The 18,920-nt window shown below is 67.3% G+C and carries 16 protein-coding genes and 1 riboswitch; of the genes, 2 read left to right on the top strand and 14 right to left on the bottom strand.

Annotated features, from left to right (window positions below):
- Positions 1-37 precede the first annotated feature (37 nt).
- From lpqB to ACYQ5L_RS31525, 4 genes are all read right to left on the bottom strand, one after another.
- Positions 38-1,840 (bottom strand): MtrAB system accessory lipoprotein LpqB, encoded by a 1,803-nt coding sequence (lpqB, locus tag ACYQ5L_RS31510; RefSeq protein WP_459961840.1) that lies wholly within the window; start codon positions 1,838-1,840, stop codon positions 38-40.
- On the bottom strand, positions 1,837-3,612 hold the full coding sequence (gene mtrB, locus ACYQ5L_RS31515; protein WP_459963602.1) for an MtrAB system histidine kinase MtrB: 1,776 nt from the start codon (positions 3,610-3,612) through the stop codon (positions 1,837-1,839). Before mtrB ends, lpqB begins: the two co-directional genes overlap by 4 nt.
- Before the next feature lie 44 nt (positions 3,613-3,656).
- Positions 3,657-4,334 carry an MtrAB system response regulator MtrA gene (gene mtrA / locus ACYQ5L_RS31520; protein WP_029931579.1) on the bottom strand — a complete coding sequence of 226 codons (678 nt, stop codon included), beginning with the start codon at positions 4,332-4,334 and terminating at the stop codon, positions 3,657-3,659.
- Positions 4,335-4,411: 77 nt separating this feature from the next.
- Complete coding sequence (locus tag ACYQ5L_RS31525; RefSeq protein ID WP_459961841.1) at positions 4,412-5,059, bottom strand: dTMP kinase; 648 nt, start codon at positions 5,057-5,059, stop codon at positions 4,412-4,414.
- A gap of 92 nt (positions 5,060-5,151) precedes the next feature.
- On the opposite strand from ACYQ5L_RS31525, the gene ACYQ5L_RS31530 reads away from it, so the two are divergent.
- Positions 5,152-6,255 (top strand): glycerophosphodiester phosphodiesterase, encoded by a 1,104-nt coding sequence (locus ACYQ5L_RS31530; protein WP_459961842.1) that lies wholly within the window; start codon positions 5,152-5,154, stop codon positions 6,253-6,255.
- Positions 6,256-6,464: 209 nt separating this feature from the next.
- On the opposite strand, the gene ACYQ5L_RS31535 is transcribed toward ACYQ5L_RS31530, so the two are convergent.
- The 5 genes from ACYQ5L_RS31535 to ACYQ5L_RS31555 all read right to left on the bottom strand — a co-directional run bounded on the left by ACYQ5L_RS31535 (position 6,465) and on the right by ACYQ5L_RS31555 (position 12,429).
- Positions 6,465-7,031, bottom strand: a complete 567-nt coding sequence (locus ACYQ5L_RS31535) for a Uma2 family endonuclease (protein WP_459961843.1) — start codon at positions 7,029-7,031, stop codon at positions 6,465-6,467.
- A gap of 143 nt (positions 7,032-7,174) precedes the next feature.
- A complete protein-coding gene (gene ahcY, locus ACYQ5L_RS31540) occupies positions 7,175-8,647 on the bottom strand; it encodes an adenosylhomocysteinase (protein WP_379200728.1) in 1,473 nt (490 codons plus the stop codon).
- 175 nt (positions 8,648-8,822) lie between these two features.
- Positions 8,823-9,974, bottom strand: coding sequence for an alkane 1-monooxygenase (locus tag ACYQ5L_RS31545; RefSeq protein ID WP_459961844.1), 1,152 nt, complete (start codon positions 9,972-9,974; stop codon positions 8,823-8,825).
- A 191-nt stretch (positions 9,975-10,165) separates the two neighbouring features.
- Positions 10,166-10,858 carry a response regulator gene (locus tag ACYQ5L_RS31550; protein WP_459961845.1) on the bottom strand — a complete coding sequence of 231 codons (693 nt, stop codon included), beginning with the start codon at positions 10,856-10,858 and terminating at the stop codon, positions 10,166-10,168.
- On the bottom strand, positions 10,855-12,429 hold the full coding sequence (locus ACYQ5L_RS31555) for a sensor histidine kinase (protein ID WP_459961846.1): 1,575 nt from the start codon (positions 12,427-12,429) through the stop codon (positions 10,855-10,857). The genes ACYQ5L_RS31550 and ACYQ5L_RS31555 overlap by 4 nt, the downstream gene beginning before the upstream one ends.
- Positions 12,430-12,572: 143 nt before the next feature.
- On the opposite strand from ACYQ5L_RS31555, the gene ACYQ5L_RS31560 reads away from it, so the two are divergent.
- Positions 12,573-13,964: a cation:dicarboxylate symporter family transporter gene (locus ACYQ5L_RS31560; protein WP_459961847.1), complete on the top strand. Its 1,392-nt coding sequence runs from the start codon at positions 12,573-12,575 to the stop codon at positions 13,962-13,964.
- A 287-nt stretch (positions 13,965-14,251) separates the two neighbouring features.
- Here ACYQ5L_RS31560 and ACYQ5L_RS31565 read toward each other — a convergent pair whose 3' ends face one another.
- The 5 genes from ACYQ5L_RS31565 to cofD all read right to left on the bottom strand — a co-directional run bounded on the left by ACYQ5L_RS31565 (position 14,252) and on the right by cofD (position 18,305).
- Positions 14,252-14,593, bottom strand: coding sequence for a hypothetical protein (locus ACYQ5L_RS31565; protein WP_459961848.1), 342 nt, complete (start codon positions 14,591-14,593; stop codon positions 14,252-14,254).
- A 109-nt stretch (positions 14,594-14,702) separates the two neighbouring features.
- Positions 14,703-15,140, bottom strand: a complete 438-nt coding sequence (locus ACYQ5L_RS31570; RefSeq protein WP_459961849.1) for a 6,7-dimethyl-8-ribityllumazine synthase — start codon at positions 15,138-15,140, stop codon at positions 14,703-14,705.
- Positions 15,141-15,221: 81 nt separating this feature from the next.
- Positions 15,222-15,387: riboswitch (FMN riboswitch) on the bottom strand.
- Positions 15,388-15,437: 50 nt separating this feature from the next.
- A complete protein-coding gene (locus ACYQ5L_RS31575) occupies positions 15,438-15,956 on the bottom strand; it encodes an NUDIX hydrolase (protein WP_459961850.1) in 519 nt (172 codons plus the stop codon).
- Positions 15,953-17,314 (bottom strand): coenzyme F420-0:L-glutamate ligase, encoded by a 1,362-nt coding sequence (locus ACYQ5L_RS31580; protein WP_459961851.1) that lies wholly within the window; start codon positions 17,312-17,314, stop codon positions 15,953-15,955. The genes ACYQ5L_RS31575 and ACYQ5L_RS31580 overlap by 4 nt, the downstream gene beginning before the upstream one ends.
- A gap of 31 nt (positions 17,315-17,345) precedes the next feature.
- A complete protein-coding gene (gene cofD / locus ACYQ5L_RS31585; protein ID WP_459963603.1) occupies positions 17,346-18,305 on the bottom strand; it encodes a 2-phospho-L-lactate transferase in 960 nt (319 codons plus the stop codon).
- Positions 18,306-18,920 lie beyond the last annotated feature (615 nt).

Here is an 18,920-nt window from a genome sequence, read left to right on the forward strand (position 1 = left end):
CACGAAATCAGTGGGTCACGTTGGCATTTGGAGGCGCTCAGCCGGGCAGTACCGGGACAGCGTTCCCGCCCAGCCCCGGCACCTCGCGCCAATAGCGTTCGCCGTCTTCGGCATTGCTCGCCAGCTCCAGCACCGCACGGGAGTCTGCGACGTACTGGTGTTCCGGGGAGGCGCTGACCAGGCGGACCGGGGGCGTCAGGTTGCGGCTGGTGAGTTCGGACAGCCCGGAGCCGTCGACCTGCACGGTCCGCACCGGCACCACGTTGCCCTCGCGGGCGATGACGAGGGTGTCGCCGCTGAGCCAGTCCACCGACACCACCGAGGTGCTCAGGCCGGGCGCGATGGGCAGCGGCGCGGTCAGCGCGTACTTGCCGTCGGCCTGCCGCACCACCACGGCCACGTAGATCCGCCCGCCCGCGATGATGGCGGCACGGGCCCCGGTCCGCGAGATGCGCAATTCGGTAATGGGCGTGCGCGGCGGGTCGGCCCCGGCCACCTGCGAGGTGAACAGCCCGGAGATGTCGACGTCCTCGCGCGACACATTGCCGGTGGCACGGTCGTTGACCGCCCGGATGACCTTGTCCCCGTCCACCACCGCCCAGACCGAGCCCCCGTCGGCGGTCCAGGACGGCCGCGAGATGCTGCCGCCGGTGGCCACCGGGAATCCGGTGCCGTCGTAGGTGCCGATGATGAGGGTGCGCGCCGGTTCGGGTTCGGGCCGCCCGGAGTCGGCGACGGCCGCGACCAGATTCCCGTCCGGGGTCAGCGCCACCGATTGCAGGGTGCGGGTGGAGCCGAAGAAGCCGGGCGCGGGCACGATGCCGGACTCGGCGACCTTGACCAGCGCGCCGTCGCGAATGGCGTGCAGCCCGATCTTGTTGCGGGCCAGCACCTCCGGGCTGAACTGCTCCACATCCGAGCGATTCCACCCGGTGACGGCCTTGCGCTCGTCGAGCGGCTTGCCCTCGGCATTGAGCATGTACGGCCCGATGATCTCCGCGCCCGACAGGGTCAGCACCACCTGCGCGGCGAGCAGCTCCTTGGCCTTGGGATCCAGGTTCGCCGCCCCGGCGAAGTCGATCTGCACCCCGCCCGCGCCGATGCCCACGCCCGCGGGTTCGCCATTGGCCTTGGTCACCGGACCGCGCAGCGCCACCGGGTCGGCCATGGGATTGCGCACCGCCGGGCCCAGCGCGGGCTGCGGCCCCTCACTGAGCAGCCCGAGCAGCCGCTGGGTCAGCGTGTCCTTGCGTTCGGAGACCCACCGCAGGTCCGGAACCATGGCATTGCCGGCCGCATTGGGGAAGAACAGCGAGAAGCGCTTGTACGCCTTGCCGAAGGCACTCTGCTCCACCACGACCCCGCCGGGTAGTTCGTCGACCCGCCATTCGCCGTCCACCTTGACCATCTCGATCTTGGTTTCGAAGGTGCCCTCGGTGGCGCGGTAGGAGCCGTCCGCGACCAGTTCACCGATCTTGCGGGCACGCACCACATAGCTGGCGGTGGTGTCGGTGCGCGACTCACGCAGCGTATTGGGCGTATCCACGATGGTGATGCCGGCCGAGTCGTCCCAGCGCACATTGGCCGCCGGCGAGAGATACTGCCGCGCCGCCTGATGCCGGTTGGTGGGATCGGCGGTGGCCTGGAAGAAGTCCTGCAGCAACCGATCCGGCTCCCGCCCGGTGATGGGCGGGGCCGGGTCGGCGGAGGTCGGCTGCCGGTCCAGGGTGCCGAGCGCCTGCGGCGCGGACGAATCCGGCAGGCTGGCGCACCCGGTCGGCAACACCAAGCATCCGATTACGACCAGCGCCGTTGCCAGTCGTAAGGACCTCATCCTCATGGCTTTCCGTCCCCTGGGTCGGCGAGCACGCTGTCGTCGGGAGTGTCTCTGTCCGGTGCGGGCCCTTCCCCGTTCGCTCCCGAGGCCGCGGCGCCGGGCGCGGAATCGGGTGTGGCGGGCGTGGATTCGAACTCCACGAAGGTGGCGGTCTCGGCGCCCGCACCGTCGGCGGCGGCGGGCGCGGCCTCGATGGCCGGCTGTTCGGCCACCACCGCGCCGCGCACCTTGGGCGGTTCCAGGGGCAGCGGGCTGAGGCCGAGCTTGCGGCCGCGCACCAGCGGCAGGGTCAGCCGGAAGCTGGCGCCGATGCCGACCTCGCCCCAGGCCTCCAGTTTGCCCTCGTGCAGGTTGGCGTCCTCGACGCTGATGGACAGGCCCAGGCCGGTGCCGCCGGAGCGGCGCATGCGAGACGGGTCCGAGCGCCAGAACCGGTTGAAGACCAGCTTCTCCTCGCCGGGCCGCAGGCCCACGCCCTGATCGCGCACCACGATGGCGACCGCATTGGCGTCGGCGTCGCCGCGCATGCGCATGAGCACCGGCTTGCCCTCGCTGTGGTCGATGGCATTGGCGAGCAGATTGCGCAGCACCCGCTCCACGCGCCGCGGATCCACTTCCGCGACAAGGGGTTCCTCGGGCATGTCCACCACCAGCTCGACGCCGGATTCCTTGGCCAGGTGCCGCACCGTGGAGACCGCCGCCCGCGCGCACATGCGCACATCCAGCGATTCCACTTGCAGCTCGGCCACACCCGCGTCGTGCCGGCTGATCTCGAGCAGATCGTTGAGCAGGCCCTCGAACCGGTCGAGCTCATTGACGAGCAGTTCGGCCGAGCGCGCCAGCGCGGGATCCAGGTCGTCACTGGAGCCGTGGATGAGATCGGCCGCCATGCGCACGGTCGTCAGCGGCGTGCGCAATTCGTGGCTCACATCGGAGGTGAAGCGCCGCTGCAGATTTCCGAACTCCTCGAGCTGGGTGATCTGATTCGACAGGCTCTCGGCCATCTCGTTGAACGACATGGCCAGTCGCGCCATATCGTCCTCGCCGCGCACCAGCATGCGCTCCTTGAGCCGCCCGTCGGCGAACCGGCTCGCGATGCGCGCCGCGGAACGGATGGGCAGCACCACCTGTCGCGTCACCAGCGCGGTGATGGCGGCCAGCAGCACCAGCAGCACGATGCCGCCGATGAGCATGGTGCCGCGCATGAGCCCGAGGCTGCGCTGTTCGGCGGTGAGCGGGAAGATCAGGTAGATCTCCAGCGTCGGGATATCGGCGGCCGGGCTGCCGATGATGAGCGCGGAGCCGCGGTAGCCATTGGGATCGGAGACCGTGGCGAACTGATAGCTGACCTGCCGCTCCTGCACGAAATGCCGCAGCTCCGGCGGGATTTCCTGGATCGGCCCGGCGGTCAGCTCGGCCTGCGAATCGCCGACCATGGCCAGCGCGGAGTCGTAACTGCCTGCGGCGCCGCCGGATTGGGAGCCGCCGCCCCCGGTCAGGGCGCGGCGGGCATCCTCCAGGCGAGCCAGCTGAGTACTCGAATCGTGCACGCCGGTCAGGGTGGCCTGCACGGTATTGCGGGCGCGGGTCATCTCCTCGACGGCCGCATTGATCTTCGCGTCCAGCAGCCGGTCGGTGATCTGACCGGTGAGCACGACTCCGAGAATCGTGATCACGATCAGCGACAGCGTCAGGGTGGACACGACGACGCGCAACTGCAGCGAACGTCGCCAGACGTGGCCCAGCTGCTCACCTACATTGCGAAACCAGGCCACCACTACCGCCAGCAACCGCTGAACGCGGTTTCTGGAGCCAGCGATCACGGCGGTCCGGCCTTGTAGCCAACACCTCGCACGGTCAGCACGATCTCCGGGTTCTCGGGATCCTTCTCCACCTTGGCGCGTAACCGCTGCACGTGCACATTGACCAGGCGGGTGTCGGCGGCGTGCCGGTATCCCCAGACCTGTTCGAGCAGCACCTCACGGGTGAACACCTGACGCGGCTTGCGGGCCAGCGCCACCAGCAGATCGAACTCCAAGGGAGTCAGCGAGATCTGCTGTCCGCCGCGGGTCACCTTGTGCGCCGGCACGTCGATGACGATATCCGCGATGGAGAGCAGTTCCTGCGGCTCCTCCTCGGTGCGGCGCAGGCGGGCCCGCACCCGAGCGACCAGTTCCTTCGGCTTGAACGGCTTGACGATGTAATCGTCGGCGCCGGATTCCAAACCCAGGACGACGTCGACCGTATCGGTCTTCGCCGTCAGCATCACGATGGGCACTCCCGAATCGGCTCGCAGCACCCGGCACACGTCGATGCCGTTCATGCCGGGCAGCATGAGATCCAGCAAGACCAGGTCCGGGCGCAGCTCCCGGACCGCAGTCAGCGCCTGCGTGCCGTCGCCGACGACGTGGGGGTCGAAGCCCTCGCCGCGCAAGACGATCGTGAGCATCTCTGCGAGAGCCATATCGTCGTCGACGACCAGAATCTTGGGTTTCATAAGACTATGTTGTCACCTCTCCGGCTCCAATCAGGCCGCCACGCCAACACTCGTGACCTGTCGGCGCACATCCAACCCTATCCAGCAACAATTTCCGCCATCCGAACTGCGAGTGTTGCCGGATCGTCACCGCTCCGATGCACCCACCACGGTCCGTGCCAGCCGGTTTCGGCGAGTTCACGGTAGACCTCACCGGTCCGCCGCTGTAGTCCACCGTCTTTCTCATAGGCGTCCAGGGCGCGCGTTTCGTCCGCTTCGCCGCGCAGCCGGGCCCGCTCCTCCGCCACATCAACCGGGACATCCAGGTAAATCTGGACATCCGGGACAGGCAGCCCGAAACGGCCGAACTCCAATTCCGCTACCCAGGCCGCGATTTCACCGGTCGCATGCTGATGCAGCCGCGCCGCGTTGTAGGCGGCGTTCGAGGCGACGTAACGGTCCAGTAGCACGATGTCGTTGTCCGCCAGCAATTTCGACAGCTCGTCGCGCGCGTCGGCCCGGTCGAGGGCGAACAGCAGCGCCATGGCATTCACCGAGGCGGCCAGGTCGCCGTGCTGACCGCGCAGCGCCTCGGCGGCGAGGTCGGCGTGCACCGAACGGCCGTAGCGCGGGAAGGCCAGCGTCGCGACCCGCAGTCCGCGAGCGCGCAGCACGGCGAGGACGGCCTCGGTCAGCGTGCGTTTACCCGCACCGTCGAGCCCTTCCAGCACCACCAGCGCACCCATGCCCGCGAGACTACCTGACCAGCGCGCTTGGCAAGTTTGTGCGCCCGATTCGCCCCACTTGAATTTGCCTTCGGATTGCTATAGTCCCGGCCATGACCTTCTCCCACCGGAGTTCCCAGCACGTCAGAAGGACAATCGCCCTCGCCGGCGTCGCGGTTGCCGCCCTCGGTATGACCGCCTGTGGCAATAGCTCGGACGACAAGGGTTCGACCTCGGCCACCGCCACCGCATCGGCCGATCCCGCCCGCCCGTTCGACCTGCAGGCGCATCGCGGCGGGCGCGGCATGACCATCGAGGAATCGCTGCCCGGCTTCGCCAAGGCCATCGAACTCGGCGTCACCACGCTCGAACTCGACATCGTGCTGACCAAGGACAATGTCCCGATCATCTGGCACGACCCGAAGATCCAGGAGCAGAAGTGCACCGACACCGCCCCGGCCTTCCCGGATGACCCGCAGTACCCGTATGTCGGCAAGCTCGTGCACGAGCTGACCTACGACCAGATCCACACCCTCGACTGTGGCAAGAAGCTCGCGGACTTCCCTGAGGCGCAGGAGCTTCCGGGCAACAGGATCGCCCGGTTGCCGGAGCTGTTCGAGCTGGTGAAGACCTACCCGGGCGCCTTCGAGAGCCTGCGCTACAACATCGAGACCAAGCTCGAGGCCGAAAACCCGGACCAGTCGGCCACACCCGAGGAATTCGTCGACGTCATCCTGGGCGCTGTCAGCGCTGCCGGAGCCACCGACAAGATCGAGATCCAGAGCTTCGACTGGCGCAGCCTGCCCCTGGTGAAGGCCAAGAACCCCGCCATCCCCACGGTGGCGCTGTACGACGACTCCACCTTCAAGCCGAACAGCCCCTGGCTGCAACCGATCCGCTACGAGGACCACCCGGACGATCCGCTGGGCGCGATCAAGGCTCTGGGCGCGGACATCTCGTCCCCCAGCTACGTGAACCCCTGGGACAGCGACGCGAAGGTGGGCGATCCCGGCTTCAAGCTCACCACCACCAGCGAATACATCGGCAAAGCCCACGACATGGGCATCAAGGTGATCCCCTGGACGGTCAACAACAAGGAGACCATCGCCCTCGTCCTCGACCAGGGCGTCGACGGCATCATCACCGACTACCCCAACCGGGCGCGAGAGGTCATGGAAGAGAAGGGCTACCCCCTCCCGAAGCCCTACAACAAGTAGTCCCTTCCGCCCAGCCCGACCACGCGACACACCCCGTCGCAGTTGGTCATGCGATCACCGGGAACTGGTGGCGGCATCCGCCGAGAAGAGTCCGCCACCAGTTCCCGGTCGACGGTGCTTCACATCGAGCTCATCGACCGAGGCGCGACCGAGGCAACTGAATGCCCGGGCGAGATCAGCCGTGCTCGGGGTACCCGCCCGCTGCCACGTCAGCTGTAGATGGGCAGTCCTGCGGTCTTCAGGGTGGGCAATGGCGGTGGGAGCGGAATGTCGTCGCCGTACTTGCCGTTCAGGACGCCCTGATACTCACCTTCACGCGGTCGCGTGTACAGGGTCCAATTGCCATTGCGCGGGTCGATGTTCAGCAGGGTGGTCACACCGGCTGCCGCATACCAGTTCGTCTTGTCCAGAATCGTCTTCGCACGTTCGGATGTTGAGATCACCTCTATGGCGAGAGCGACATCGGCAGGGTCGGCGAGCCATTCGTCGTCAGCAGCCCATTCCTTCGGCAGTACCGTCAGGTCGGGTGTGGAATAGTCGTCGGCACTGCCGGGCATGAGGATCGAGGAATTCTCGAACGCGCGCAAGGCCGGTCGAATGGTCGGGTCGATCTGATCCTTCATCTCGAGGATGGTTCCCGCATGCTTGCCACGGGGGGTCGGTGACATCACCAGCGTCCCTCCGATGATCTGCACCTTCATACCGGTGCTCCGCTCGATGGCTTCGGCCGCTTCCCGCAGATTGCCGGGGCGCACAGGGATATCGACGAGATGCACCGGCGTACTCCTTTACTTCCTGGTGCGGCTGGATGGTTCCAGATTAGTTCTGGTCGGACGATCCTGCCGCCGTCCAGAATAACGAGGTCCGGCCGGTCACCCAGGTGACCGGCCGGACCTCGATGCCTTCCAGGCTCTTCCGGTCAGTAGCGGTAGTGCTCCGGCTTGTACGGGCCCTCGACGTCCACGCCGATGTACTCGGCCTGGTCCTTGGTGAGCTTGGTCAGCTCGCCGCCCAGCGCCTCGACGTGGATGCGAGCGACCTTCTCGTCCAGGTGCTTCGGGAGGCGGTACACCTCGTTGTCGTACTCGTCGGGCTTGGTCCACAGCTCGATCTGGGCGATGACCTGGTTGGAGAAGCTGTTCGACATGACGAACGACGGGTGGCCGGTGGCATTGCCCAGGTTCAGCAGGCGGCCCTCGGACAGCACGATGATGGACTTGCCGGACTTGAACGTCCACAGGTCGACCTGCGGCTTGATGTTCAGGCGCTCGGCATCGGAGCGCTCCAGGGCGGCCATGTCGATCTCATTGTCGAAGTGGCCGATATTGCCCAGGATGGCCTGGTCCTTCATCGCCTTCATGTGATCGAGGGTGATGATGTCCTTGTTGCCGGTCGCGGTGACCACGATGTCGGCGTCACCGATGGCGGATTCCACGGTGACCACGTCGAAGCCGTCCATGAGCGCCTGCAGGGCGTTGATGGGGTCGATCTCGGTGACCTGGATGCGCGCGCCCTGGCCCTTGAGCGATTCCGCGCAGCCCTTGCCGACATCGCCGTAACCGCAGATGAGCACCTTCTTGCCGCCGATGAGGACGTCGGTGCCGCGGTTGATGCCGTCGACCAGGGAGTGGCGGGTGCCGTACTTGTTGTCGAACTTGGACTTGGTGACCGAGTCGTTGACATTGATGGCCGGGAAGGTCAGCTCACCCGCGGCCGCGAACTGGTAGAGCCGCAGCACGCCGGTGGTGGTCTCCTCGGTGACGCCCTGCACCGATTCGGCGATCTTGCCCCACTTGCCCTTATCGGCTTCCAGGCTGGCGCGCAGCAGGTTCAGGAACACCTTGTACTCGGCCGAGTGGGTCTCGTCCTCGGGCGGCACCACGCCGGCCTTCTCGAACTGGGCGCCGCGCAGCACCAGCATGGTGGCGTCACCGCCGTCGTCGAGGATCATGTTCGCGGGCTCGCCCGGCCAGGTGAGCATCTGCTCGGCGGCCCACCAGTACTCCTCCAGGGTCTCGCCCTTCCACGCGAACACCGGGACGCCCTTGGGCTCCTCGACGGTGCCGTGCGGGCCGACCACGATGGCCGCGGCGGCGTGATCCTGGGTGGAGAAGATATTGCAGGAGGCCCAGCGGACCTCGGCGCCGAGCGAGACCAGGGTCTCGATGAGCACGGCGGTCTGCACGGTCATGTGCAGCGACCCGGAGATGCGCGCGCCCTTGAGCGGCTGCACCTCGTGGTACTCGCGACGCAGGGCCATGAGCCCGGGCATCTCGTGCTCGGCAAGGCGAATCTCCTTGCGGCCGAACTCGGCCAGTGACAGGTCCGCCACCTTGTAATCGATCCCGTTGCGGACGTCAGGCGTCATATTGCTGGACACTGCGGTCGTCATCTGCCTCTCCTGGTCGGCTGCTTCCCCTGGAAAGGCTAGCTGCTCCGCCTCTCCGCGACATCAGCGCACGGCTGAGATGCGCTGCACCTTGGGCACGCGTGCCAGCGGTCGGGAGCCGAAACCTATTTCGGGCGTCCCCGACGAGTAACCCGGCCCTCGCGAAATCAGTTGTCGCCTACGCCGCCACCCCGTGGCGGACGAGGATCCGTTCGCGCTTGCGGGGCTGGATATTGGCGCGGCGGACGTCACCGTCGTAGTGGGCGAGCAGGCGCGGGTCCATGACGTAGCGCCACAGCGGCGGGATCAGCGCGAGCACGATCATGGTGGCGTAGCCGGCCGGGAGTTGCGGGGCCTCTTCCGACGTGCGCAGGGTCTGGTACCGGCGTCCCGGATTGGCGTGGTGGTCGCTGTGCCGCTGCAGGTGGAACAGGAAGATATTGGTGACCAGGCGGTCGCTGTTCCAGCTGTCGCGGGGCGAGCAGCGGGCCCAGTTGCCATTGGGGCGACGGCGGCGCAGCAGGCCGTAATGCTCGACGTAGTTGACGGTTTCGAGGAGGGCGGCGCCGATCGCGGCCTGCAGGAACAGGTACGGGAGGATGGCGGGACCGTAGGCGAGCAGCAGCGCGCCGAACAGGACCAGAGTCATGCTCCACGCCTGCAGAATGTGATTGTGGATACTCCACCAGCGCTTGCCCTTTCGGTGCAGGCGCTCGCCCTCCAGGTGGATGGCGGAGCGGAAGCCGCCGATGACGCTGCGGGGCAGGAATTCCCAGAGGGATTCGCCCATGCGGGCGCTGGCCGGATCCTCGGGGGTGGCGACGCGGGCGTGGTGGCCGCGATTGTGCTCCACGAAGAAGTGGCCGTAGCCCGATTGCGCCAGTGCGATTTTCGACAGCCAGCGCTCCAGGCTCTCGACGCGGTGGCCGAGTTCGTGGGCGGCATTGATGCCGATGCCGCTGACGAAGCCCAGGGTGGCGGCCAGGCCCAGTTTGTCGACGACCGAGAGGTCGTCGCCGGCCCACATCCAGGCGGCGATCCACAGCCCGACCATCTGGATGGGCAGGAACAGGTAGGTGCACCACCGGTAGTACCGGTCGTTGGAGAGCAGTTCGTAGTCCTCGTCGCGGGGGTTGCTGCCGTCCTCGCCGATGACCCAGTCCAGCACCGGAATGACGATCAGCACCAGGATCGGCCCGATCCACCAGAAGACCTCGGAGCCGGTCCGCAGGACCAGCTGCGAGGGCAACAGCGCAGCCCCCGGGGCGATCAGCCCCAACACCCACAGGTGGCGTTTCGGGTCCGGCGAACCCGACCGTTTGCCAACCATTTGCACGTTCGCCCCGCTAATTAGAAACCTCAGAACTTCGAAGCTAGATATATACAAACCCTAGGCTTGTTACGACACCGTTCGTCGCTCGAGGGTGGCAACTGTTACATCATCGGTAGGACCTGCTCGGGCAACTAGCCATGTGACCCGCGTCACCGCACCTCACGGGCAAACGGCTGGTGAATCCGAGCTCAGTGCAACCACGTATAACGAACCTGTGGCCGCCCCGTGCGACCGTAGTCGGTCCGGCGATCCACCACACCGTCTTCGGCGAGACGTTCCAGGTATCGCCACGCGGTAACCCGCGAAACGCCGACGACTCGCCCGACTTCACCGGCGGACAGTCCGGCGGCGGCCGATCGCACGGCGCGCGAGACCTCCTCCATCGTCTGCGGCGCAATGCCTTTCGGGGTGCTCGCCCGCTGCTCGGGGGTGCGCAAGGCGCCGAAGGCGCGGTCGATGTCCTGCTGCGAGACCGCCGCCTCGCCCGCCGGCAGCGCCGCGCGGTACTCGAGATAGCGCTCGAGCTTCTCCCGGAATGCCGAAAACGTGAACGGCTTCAGCAGATACAGCACCACGCCGTGCGCGACGGCGGCGCGCACCATGGCCAGATCGCGCGCGGAGGTCACCGCGATGACATCGGGGCGCGGCCGCAATCCCGCCAGCGCCGCTGCGACCGCAAGACCGCTCATATCCGGTAAACCAATGTCCATCAACACCAGATCGACGGGTTCGCCGGATTCCTGTGACCTTTTCGCCGCCGCGATGGCCTCGCGCCCGGTGTGCACCACGGCCCGCACGTCGAAACCGCTCAGCCGGTTCAGGTAGGAGCGATGCGCCTCGGCGATGAGCGGCTCGTCCTCCACGATCAAGACGCGGATCATGCCGGATCCACCCCGCGTCGCGGAAACCGCACCAGCACCGCCGATTCCGGCTCGCGCTGCGCCCGTAGCTCCCCGCCGTGCCGCGCCACCAGCCGCCGCACCAGGGCCAGTCCCAGCCCGTGGTGGTCGGTCTTGGTGGAGTAGCCGCGCTCGGTGGCCTGCTCGAATACTTCCTCCGACATTCCCGGGCCGCTGTCGGCCACCTTCACGTACAGGTCCTGATCCTCCCGTCGCACGGTCACTTCCACCCAGGCATCCTCGTCGTGGCCGACGGCCTCCAGCGCGTTGTCGATGAGATTGCCCAGCAACGTCACCATTTCGTGCGCGGTCAGCGGATCGGTGGAATCCAGCAGGGTGTCGCCGGTGACGGTCAGCTCCACACCGTATTCGGCGGCCTGCTCCACCTTGCCCAGCAGCAGGGCCACCACCGCGGGCTCGGCCACCGCGCCGGTGAGCCGGTCGATGAGGGCCTGGGACAATTCGAGTTCCGCGGTGGCGAAGTTCACCGCCTCCTTGGCGCGGCCCAACTCCACCATGGTGACCACGGTGTGCAGGCGATTGGCGGCCTCGTGCGCCTGGGCGCGCAGCGATTCCGCGAACCCGCGCACCGAATCCAATTCGCCCAGCACATCCCGTAATTCGGTGTGGTCGCGCAGGGTGAGCACGGTGCCGATGTGGCGGCCGTCGTGCTCCACCAGGTCCTGGTTCACCACCAGGACCCGGTCGGAGGTCACGTGCATCTCGTCGCGCACCACCCCGGTTCCCAAGCGCTGCAAGGAGACCGGCAGATCCGCGCGCGTCACCTTGCCCTCGGGTAATTCGAGCAGCAGCCGGGCCTGATCGTTGACGACTTCGGCCCGCTCACCGGTCCGGTCGAAGACGATCAGCCCCTCGTGCACCGAATGCAGCACGGCGTCGTGATGCTCGTACAGGGCCCGCAGCTCCCGCGGACCCATGCCGTGCGTCTGCCGTAGCAGCCTGCGGCGCAACAGGAACGAGGCCAGCGTCAGCAATGCCAGCCCGGCGGCGGCGATGGTCAGGATGCTGGGCAGCTGATCGCGCACCTGATCGCCGATGTGCGCGCGGGTCACCCCCACCGATACCAGCGCGATGATCTCGCCCGCCTCGTCGCGCACGGGCGTGACCGCGCGAATGGAGGGACCCAGTGTCCCGGTGAAGGTTTCGGTGAAGGTCTCGCCCGCCAGCGCGCGATCGATGGTGCCGCTGAACGGATGCCCGATGCGCGAGGGATCGGTGTGGGTGTAGCGCGTCCGGTCCGGGGCCATGACCACGATGAAATCGACCTCGGTCGATTTGCGGGTGCGCTCGGTCACCGGCTGCAGCTGCCCGGTCGGATCCGGACCCTGCACCGCGGCGATGGTGAACGGCGATTCGGCCACCGTCACCGCGATATCGGTGACCTGCACCCGGGTGGCGTCGTCCTGTGCCCGCCGCGCCTGCACCACCGCCAGCGCGGTGCCCGCGGCGATGACCGCCGCCAGCACCACCAGCTGGACCACGAACACCTGCCCGGCCAGGGTGCGGCGGGCCCGCGTTCTCCGTCCTATCACTTCGCCTCCGTGCACGACCGCGTCCGAACCGTTCCTCTCCGTGAACAAAACTTACGAAACAGTGACCTGCATCACTGGGCAAACCATCATTCTTCACAACCACGTGAGCGGGCTCACGGCAGTACCCGGAGGGCAATTCCCTGATGAGTGATACGACGACAGCAGAGCGGCACGACGAGCCCGCGCAACCTACCCCGAAGAAGCGCGACCGCACGCACTGGCTCTACCTGGCGGTCATCGTCGCGGTGCTGGCGGGCATTCTGGCCGGCTGGCTCGCGCCCGGCTTCGGCAAGCAGGTGGGCGAGCTCGGCACGCTGTTCGTGAATCTGATCAAGATGATGATCTCGCCGGTCATCTTCTGCACCATCGTGCTCGGCATCGGCTCGGTGCGCGCGGCCGCCAGCGTCGGCCGGGTCGGCGGCATGGCCATCGCCTACTTCCTGGCGATGTCCACCGCGGCGCTGGGCATCGGCCTGGTGGTCGGCAATCTCATCCAGCCCGGCACCGGACTGGATGTGGCCGCGCACGCCAAGGACGCCGCCAAGTACGTGAAGGACGCCGAGGGCGCGGGCGGCACCTGGGACTTCATCAAGGAGATCGTTCCCACCACGCTGTTCTCCTCGCTGACCGCCGGCAAGGTGCTGCAGACCCTGTTCGTGGCCCTGCTGGTCGGCTTCGCCATCCAGGCCATGGGCAAGACCGGCGAGCCGCTGCTGCGCGGTGTCGCGCTGCTGCAGAAGCTGGTGTTCCGCGTGCTCACCATGATCCTGTGGCTGGCCCCCATCGGCGCCTTCGGCGCCATCGCGAATGTGGTGGCCCGCACCGGACTCGACGCGGTGAAGCAGCTGGCCCTGTTGATGGTGGCCTTCTATCTCACCTGCATCGTGTTCGTCTTCGGCATCCTCGGCGTGCTGCTGCGCGCGGTCTCCGGCGTCTCGATCTTCAAGCTGTGCCGCTACCTGGCCCGCGAATACCTGCTCATCGTCGCCACCTCGTCCTCGGAATCGGCGCTGCCCCGCCTGATCGCCAAGATGGAGCACGTGGGCGTGGAGCGCACCACCGTGGGTGTGGTCGTCCCGACCGGCTATTCGTTCAATCTGGACGGCACCGCCATCTACCTGACCATGGCGACCCTGTTCGTGGCCGATGCCATGGGCAATCCGCTGACCCTGGCCGAGCAGTTCAGCCTGCTGCTGTTCATGATCCTGGCCTCCAAGGGCGCGGCCGGCGTCACCGGCGCCGGATTGGCCACGCTCGCGGGCGGATTGCAGAGCCACCGCCCGGACCTGCTCGATGGCGTCGGCCTGATCGTCGGCATCGACCGATTCATGTCCGAGGCCCGCGCCCTCACCAACTTCTCCGGTAATGCCGTCGCCACCCTGCTGATCGGCACCTGGACCAAGACCATCGACCCCACCCGGGTCCGCGCCGTGCTCGACAAGGAGATCCCCTTCGACGAGACGACCATGGTCGACGACCACCCAGTCGAATCCCCTGCCATCGACAAGGGGGAGAAGAACTTGGTTTCGGCTTGAACCCCCGGGCCGGGACCATACGACCGCCGCCGCGCAACCCCTTTGCGCGGCGGCGGTTTCCATCCGCTCGGTGAGCTCGATGCGAAACACCATCGACCGGGAACTGGTGGCGGACCCTTCTCGACGAATGCCGCCACCAGTTCCCGGTGATCGCATGACCAGCTGGGCGCGGGGTGTCGCCCACGGGTCGGCTGCCTGAGCGGAAGATCCTGTAGGGCATAGAAGTCAGGTCGGTCACCTACGTGACCGACCTGACCTCCTTCGGAAAACCCATCCGCGTGAGACCGCTACCGATCGGGTACGGAGTTCATCGCACCGAGTTCCGGCAGCTCGCCCGTCGACCACCTCGCATAGGTGTGCCGGTCGTCCACGGTGATCACATCGGCGGCTCGGACGAGTTCGGCCGGGACTTCGCCACTCTCGAAGTGGGAGACGGACGGGACGAATACGGCTTCCGCGCCGGTAGTGCCGTTGCGCCCAGCTACGTTCCGCCAAGATGGCTGTGAACCCAGCGCGCCGGCGAGCACGATGCGCAGGAGGGAGATCTGCCACGAATGCCCGGCGAGGCCTATGGCGGCGGCGCCGACGATAAGCACACCCACGGCCAGCCAGAAGCTGGGACGGTGCACCGGTCTCGGTGTAGTGGTCGCGTACCGTGAATCGAGCCACTGGCCTGCGTTGTCAATGCCCGGCGGAGTGTCGGGCCGGTCACGATAGTGACCGGCCCGAGTGTCTTCGTCAGACGGTGACGTCGAGACCCAGTGTGGCCACGATGGCGCTACCGAGTTGTTCGCCCTTGACCGCGAAGTGCCGGCCGAAGTACGTCTGGTGTTCCTCGTGCTCGTGGAAGTGGTGCGGGGTCAGCACCGCCGAGAAGACGGGCACATCGGTGTCGAGCTGGACGCGCATGAGCGCGTCCACGACGGTCGCCGCCACGAAGTCGTGCCGGTAGATGCCGCCGTCCACGACCAGTGCGCAGCCGGCGATGGCGGCGTATTCGCCGCTGGCGGCCAGGCGCTTGGCGCGCAGCGGGATTTCGAAGGCGCCGGGGACCTCGATGACATCGACGTCGCGATAGCCGTTGCCGGCGAGGGTGATCCGGCAGGCTTGCACCGCCTGGTCGACGATATCGGCGTGCCAGCGCGCGGCGATGAGGGCGATTCGATTGGGTGACATGAGATCTTCTCCTGTTCGCTATGTCACCCAGGGCATGGCGACGCGAACAGGACCGGCCGCGTACGACCGGACTGCACCGTGTCGCGTTCTCTTTCATCCGGACTGTGACCGTCGGCTCCGGAATCACACCGGGATCTGCTCGACCCGCACATCCGTGGATGTGCGGCGCTCGCGGGCTCGTGCGCTCCGGATCGGTCCGGACGCCATTACCGCCGGTGGGGAATTCCACCCCGCCCTGAGAACGTGTACAGACCGGACTCTAACACGGGCACGGCGGGGTGGAATCTCTACCGGATCTCAGAACAGCAGCACGTCGGCATCGGCGGGCAGCGCGTCCAGCGGCCACCAGCGCAGGTCGTCGGATTCCGAACTGCGGACGGGGACAGCACCTTTCGGAGCCTTGATCTTGAAGAGCAGATCCAGGTGGCGAGTGGGGACGCCGAGCGAGCAGGTGATGGGGTGCGCCTGAGCGCCATAGAGGCCCGGTTCGAGAACCAAGCCGTCGATGCCCGATTCCTCGGTGGCCTCCCGGAAGGCCGCCGCGGCGACCGTGTCATCGAATTCCTCGCAGTGCCCGCCCAATTGGATCCAGCGACCCACGCGCGGGTGCAGGGTCAGCAGGACCTCGCGCTCGTCGTGGGAGAGCACGATGGCCGAGGCGGTGATGTGCCCGGGGGCGTGCTCGCGCAGGCAGCCGCGCGGGGCGGAGCCCAGGAAGGCCAGCATGGCCTCGCGCAGGGACTGCTCCGGACCCGTTGCCGGGGACCAGGTTTCGAGCAGTTCGGTGGCGGACTTGTGCAGCGATTCGGCGCTCACAGCTCCACCAGCCCAATGCCCGATTCGCGAATCTCGCGCGGTGTGAGTTCCTCGGTCGGGTAGCCGATGGCAATGGCGCCCAAGGGCGTCCAGTCGGCTTCGAGGCCGAGCACGTCCCGGGTCACCTCGGGCGCGAAGATGGTGGACCCGATCCAGCAGCTGCCCACGCCCTTGACCGCCAGCGAGACCAGCAGCCCCTGCACCGCCGCGCCGACGGCCACGGTGAACATGGTGTGCTCGGCCGCGCGGCGGCGCTCGTCCGGATAGTCGTGCGCGCCATCGGGAACGCAGAACGGAATGATCACCTCGGGGGCGTCGAAGAGGATGCGGCCGCGCGCGACCCGCCGTTCCACGCTCTCCGGGCTGCGGCCGTCGGCGGTGAGATCCGCCCGCCACTTCTCCGCCATGGCCTCCAGCAGCTGATCGCGCAGCCCGCGCTTGCGCAGCCAGACGAAGCGCACCGGGCGGGTGTGATGCGGGGCCGGCGCGGTGAGCGCGGCCCCGACCGCGGCCCGGATGATGTCGGGTTCGACCGGGGTGTCGGCGAATTGGCGCACCGAGCGGCGCATCAGGACGGCCTGATCGCGGCCCAGCTGGATGGATTCCTCGGTGCCCAGCCAGAACAGGTCGTCCACGCCCCGGCGCGGGATATCGGCCGCGGTGGAGCCGTCGTCGTCGTATTCCAGCCCGCGCACCACCGCGATCGGGACGCCGCCGAGCTTGCCCTTCACCAGGTCCGCGGCGGCGGCCAGTTCGTCGGCGATGGCGACCAGGGTGACGTGCAGTTCATTGCCCTGCCCGTCCACCGCGCCCTCGTAGTCGTGCAGCACCCGCAGCCCGGAGGAGCCGATGGCGGCGTCGATCTGCCCGGCCCGCCAGGCCCGGCCCATGGTGTCGGTGACGACCACGGCCACCCGCACCCCGAGCCGTTCGGCCAGGGCGGCGCGCAGCGCCTTGGCGCTGGCGTCCGGATCGACCGGCAGCAGCACCAGTTCGCCCTTGTCCACATTGGACCCGTCCACGCCCGAGGCGGCCTGCACGATGCCCAGCCGGTTCTCGGTGATGAGGGTGCGGTTCTTGCGGGCCAGCACCCGCACCGCCTCCCGCGCCACCAGTTCCCGGCGCGCGGCGTCGCGCTCGTCCGGATCGACGGGCGCGGCCACGATGCGGCCCTCGACCTTGGAGACGATCTTGCTGGTCACCACCAGCACGTCGCCGTCCCGCAGCCAAGGCGCCTGTGCCGCAATGTGTTCGGCGAGATCGTCGCCGGGCCGGAACTCGGGCAGGCCGAGGATGGGCAGAATGCGCAATTCGCCGCCCGCGGCATGATCGCCCAGCGGGCTCGATTCTGTGGTCACGCGTCCCTCCCGCGATGAAGTGGTGTAGCGCTTATGGTTTCACGCCCCCGATGTCGAGGGCTTCCCGAACCATCTCGGCGGTGGCGGCGGGATCGCTCATGAGCAGCGGGACGCTGCGCACCTCGACGCCGGGCACATCGGCGGTATCCGTGCTGTGCACAAGCCAACCGTCCAGGATGCCGGTAGCCGAGCGCGCGCCGTAGTAGTTGCCGACGGCCTCCGCGGTGGTCTCCACCCCGATCACGGACAGGCATTCATCGGCCATGCCGCGCAAGGGCTTTCCGCCGATGACCGGAGACAGGCCGATCACCTTGGCGCCGGAGGTGCGCAGCGCGCCCCGGATTCCGGGCACGGACAGGATCGCGCCGATGCTCACGACCGGGTTCGACGGGGCCAGCAGGACGACGTCGACCGAATCTATGATTTCCGTCACACCTGGCGCCGGTTTTGCAGCATCCGCCCCAATAGTCACGAATCCATGGGTCTCGACGTTCGCCCGGTACCGGACCCACCACTCCTGGAAATGGATCGCGCGTCGTTCGCCAGGGTTCTCCGGGTCTCCGATAACAACATGTGTTTCACATCTGTCGTCGGTTGCCGGAAGCAGTTTCACACCGGGTTGCCAGCGGTTGCAGAGCGCCTCGGTGACCGCGGAGAGCGGGTATCCCTGACGCAACATTTCACTGCGGATGAGATGCGTGGCGATATCGCGATCACCCAGCCCGAACCAATCGGGCTGAGCCTTGTATTTCGCCAGCTCCTCCTTGGCGTTCCAGGTCTCGTTCGCATGGCCCCAGCCGCGTTCGGTGTCGATGCCGCCGCCCAGCGTGTACATGCAGGTGTCCAGGTCAGGGCAGATGCGCAGGCCGTGCATCCAGACGTCGTCGCCCACGTTCACGATGGCCGTCACGTCCGCGCCGGGGACCAGTTCACGCACGCCCTGCAGGAACCGCGCGCCGCCGACTCCACCGACCAGTACCGCGATCCGCAGTCCGGTGCCGGGCGCGGTCTCCGCTTGTTCTCGAGTCACATCCGCACAGCCTATGCGTTGCGAGCGCGCAAACTTTCAACAGTCCATTTGCTGACAATTTGCTGTTTGATCTGCGGGAACCCCGCCGAAGGGGGTCCGAGATGGTAACGGAATAGCTTCGGCAGCTTGACCATCACCGCGCCCGGCGTGTCTAATCACAGGCATGTCATTCCGGGTCCGCGCGAGAGCTCAAGGCGCGGACGGCTTTTCGAACACGCGTTCGCATCATCGGAGTGGCGAACAGCTCGGGGATGGCCGCGGGACTACGCCGCGGTGTTGGGCCGTCGGTGTGATCGGTTCCGGCGGAAAAATCATTCTGCGCTAACACACAGTGAGGAGGCGGAGCGATGGCCGATGAGCTGGCCCCGTCAGGCATTCCGGGCGGTGTATCGCAATCCGAGTCCACAACTGGCGCAGCACCTGGCTTCTGCGCCGACGGATGGAACGGAAACGAGGGGGGTGAACCGATGACGATGCGGCAGGGGGGCGGCCAGTGGGCACGAGCCCAGTACCAGCCCGAGCCCCCGCGCCTGAGTCTGATCGTCACCGGGGGCAATGACGAAGTGTTCGACAGCT

It is taken from the genome of Nocardia sp. IFM 10818, assembly GCF_054655275.1.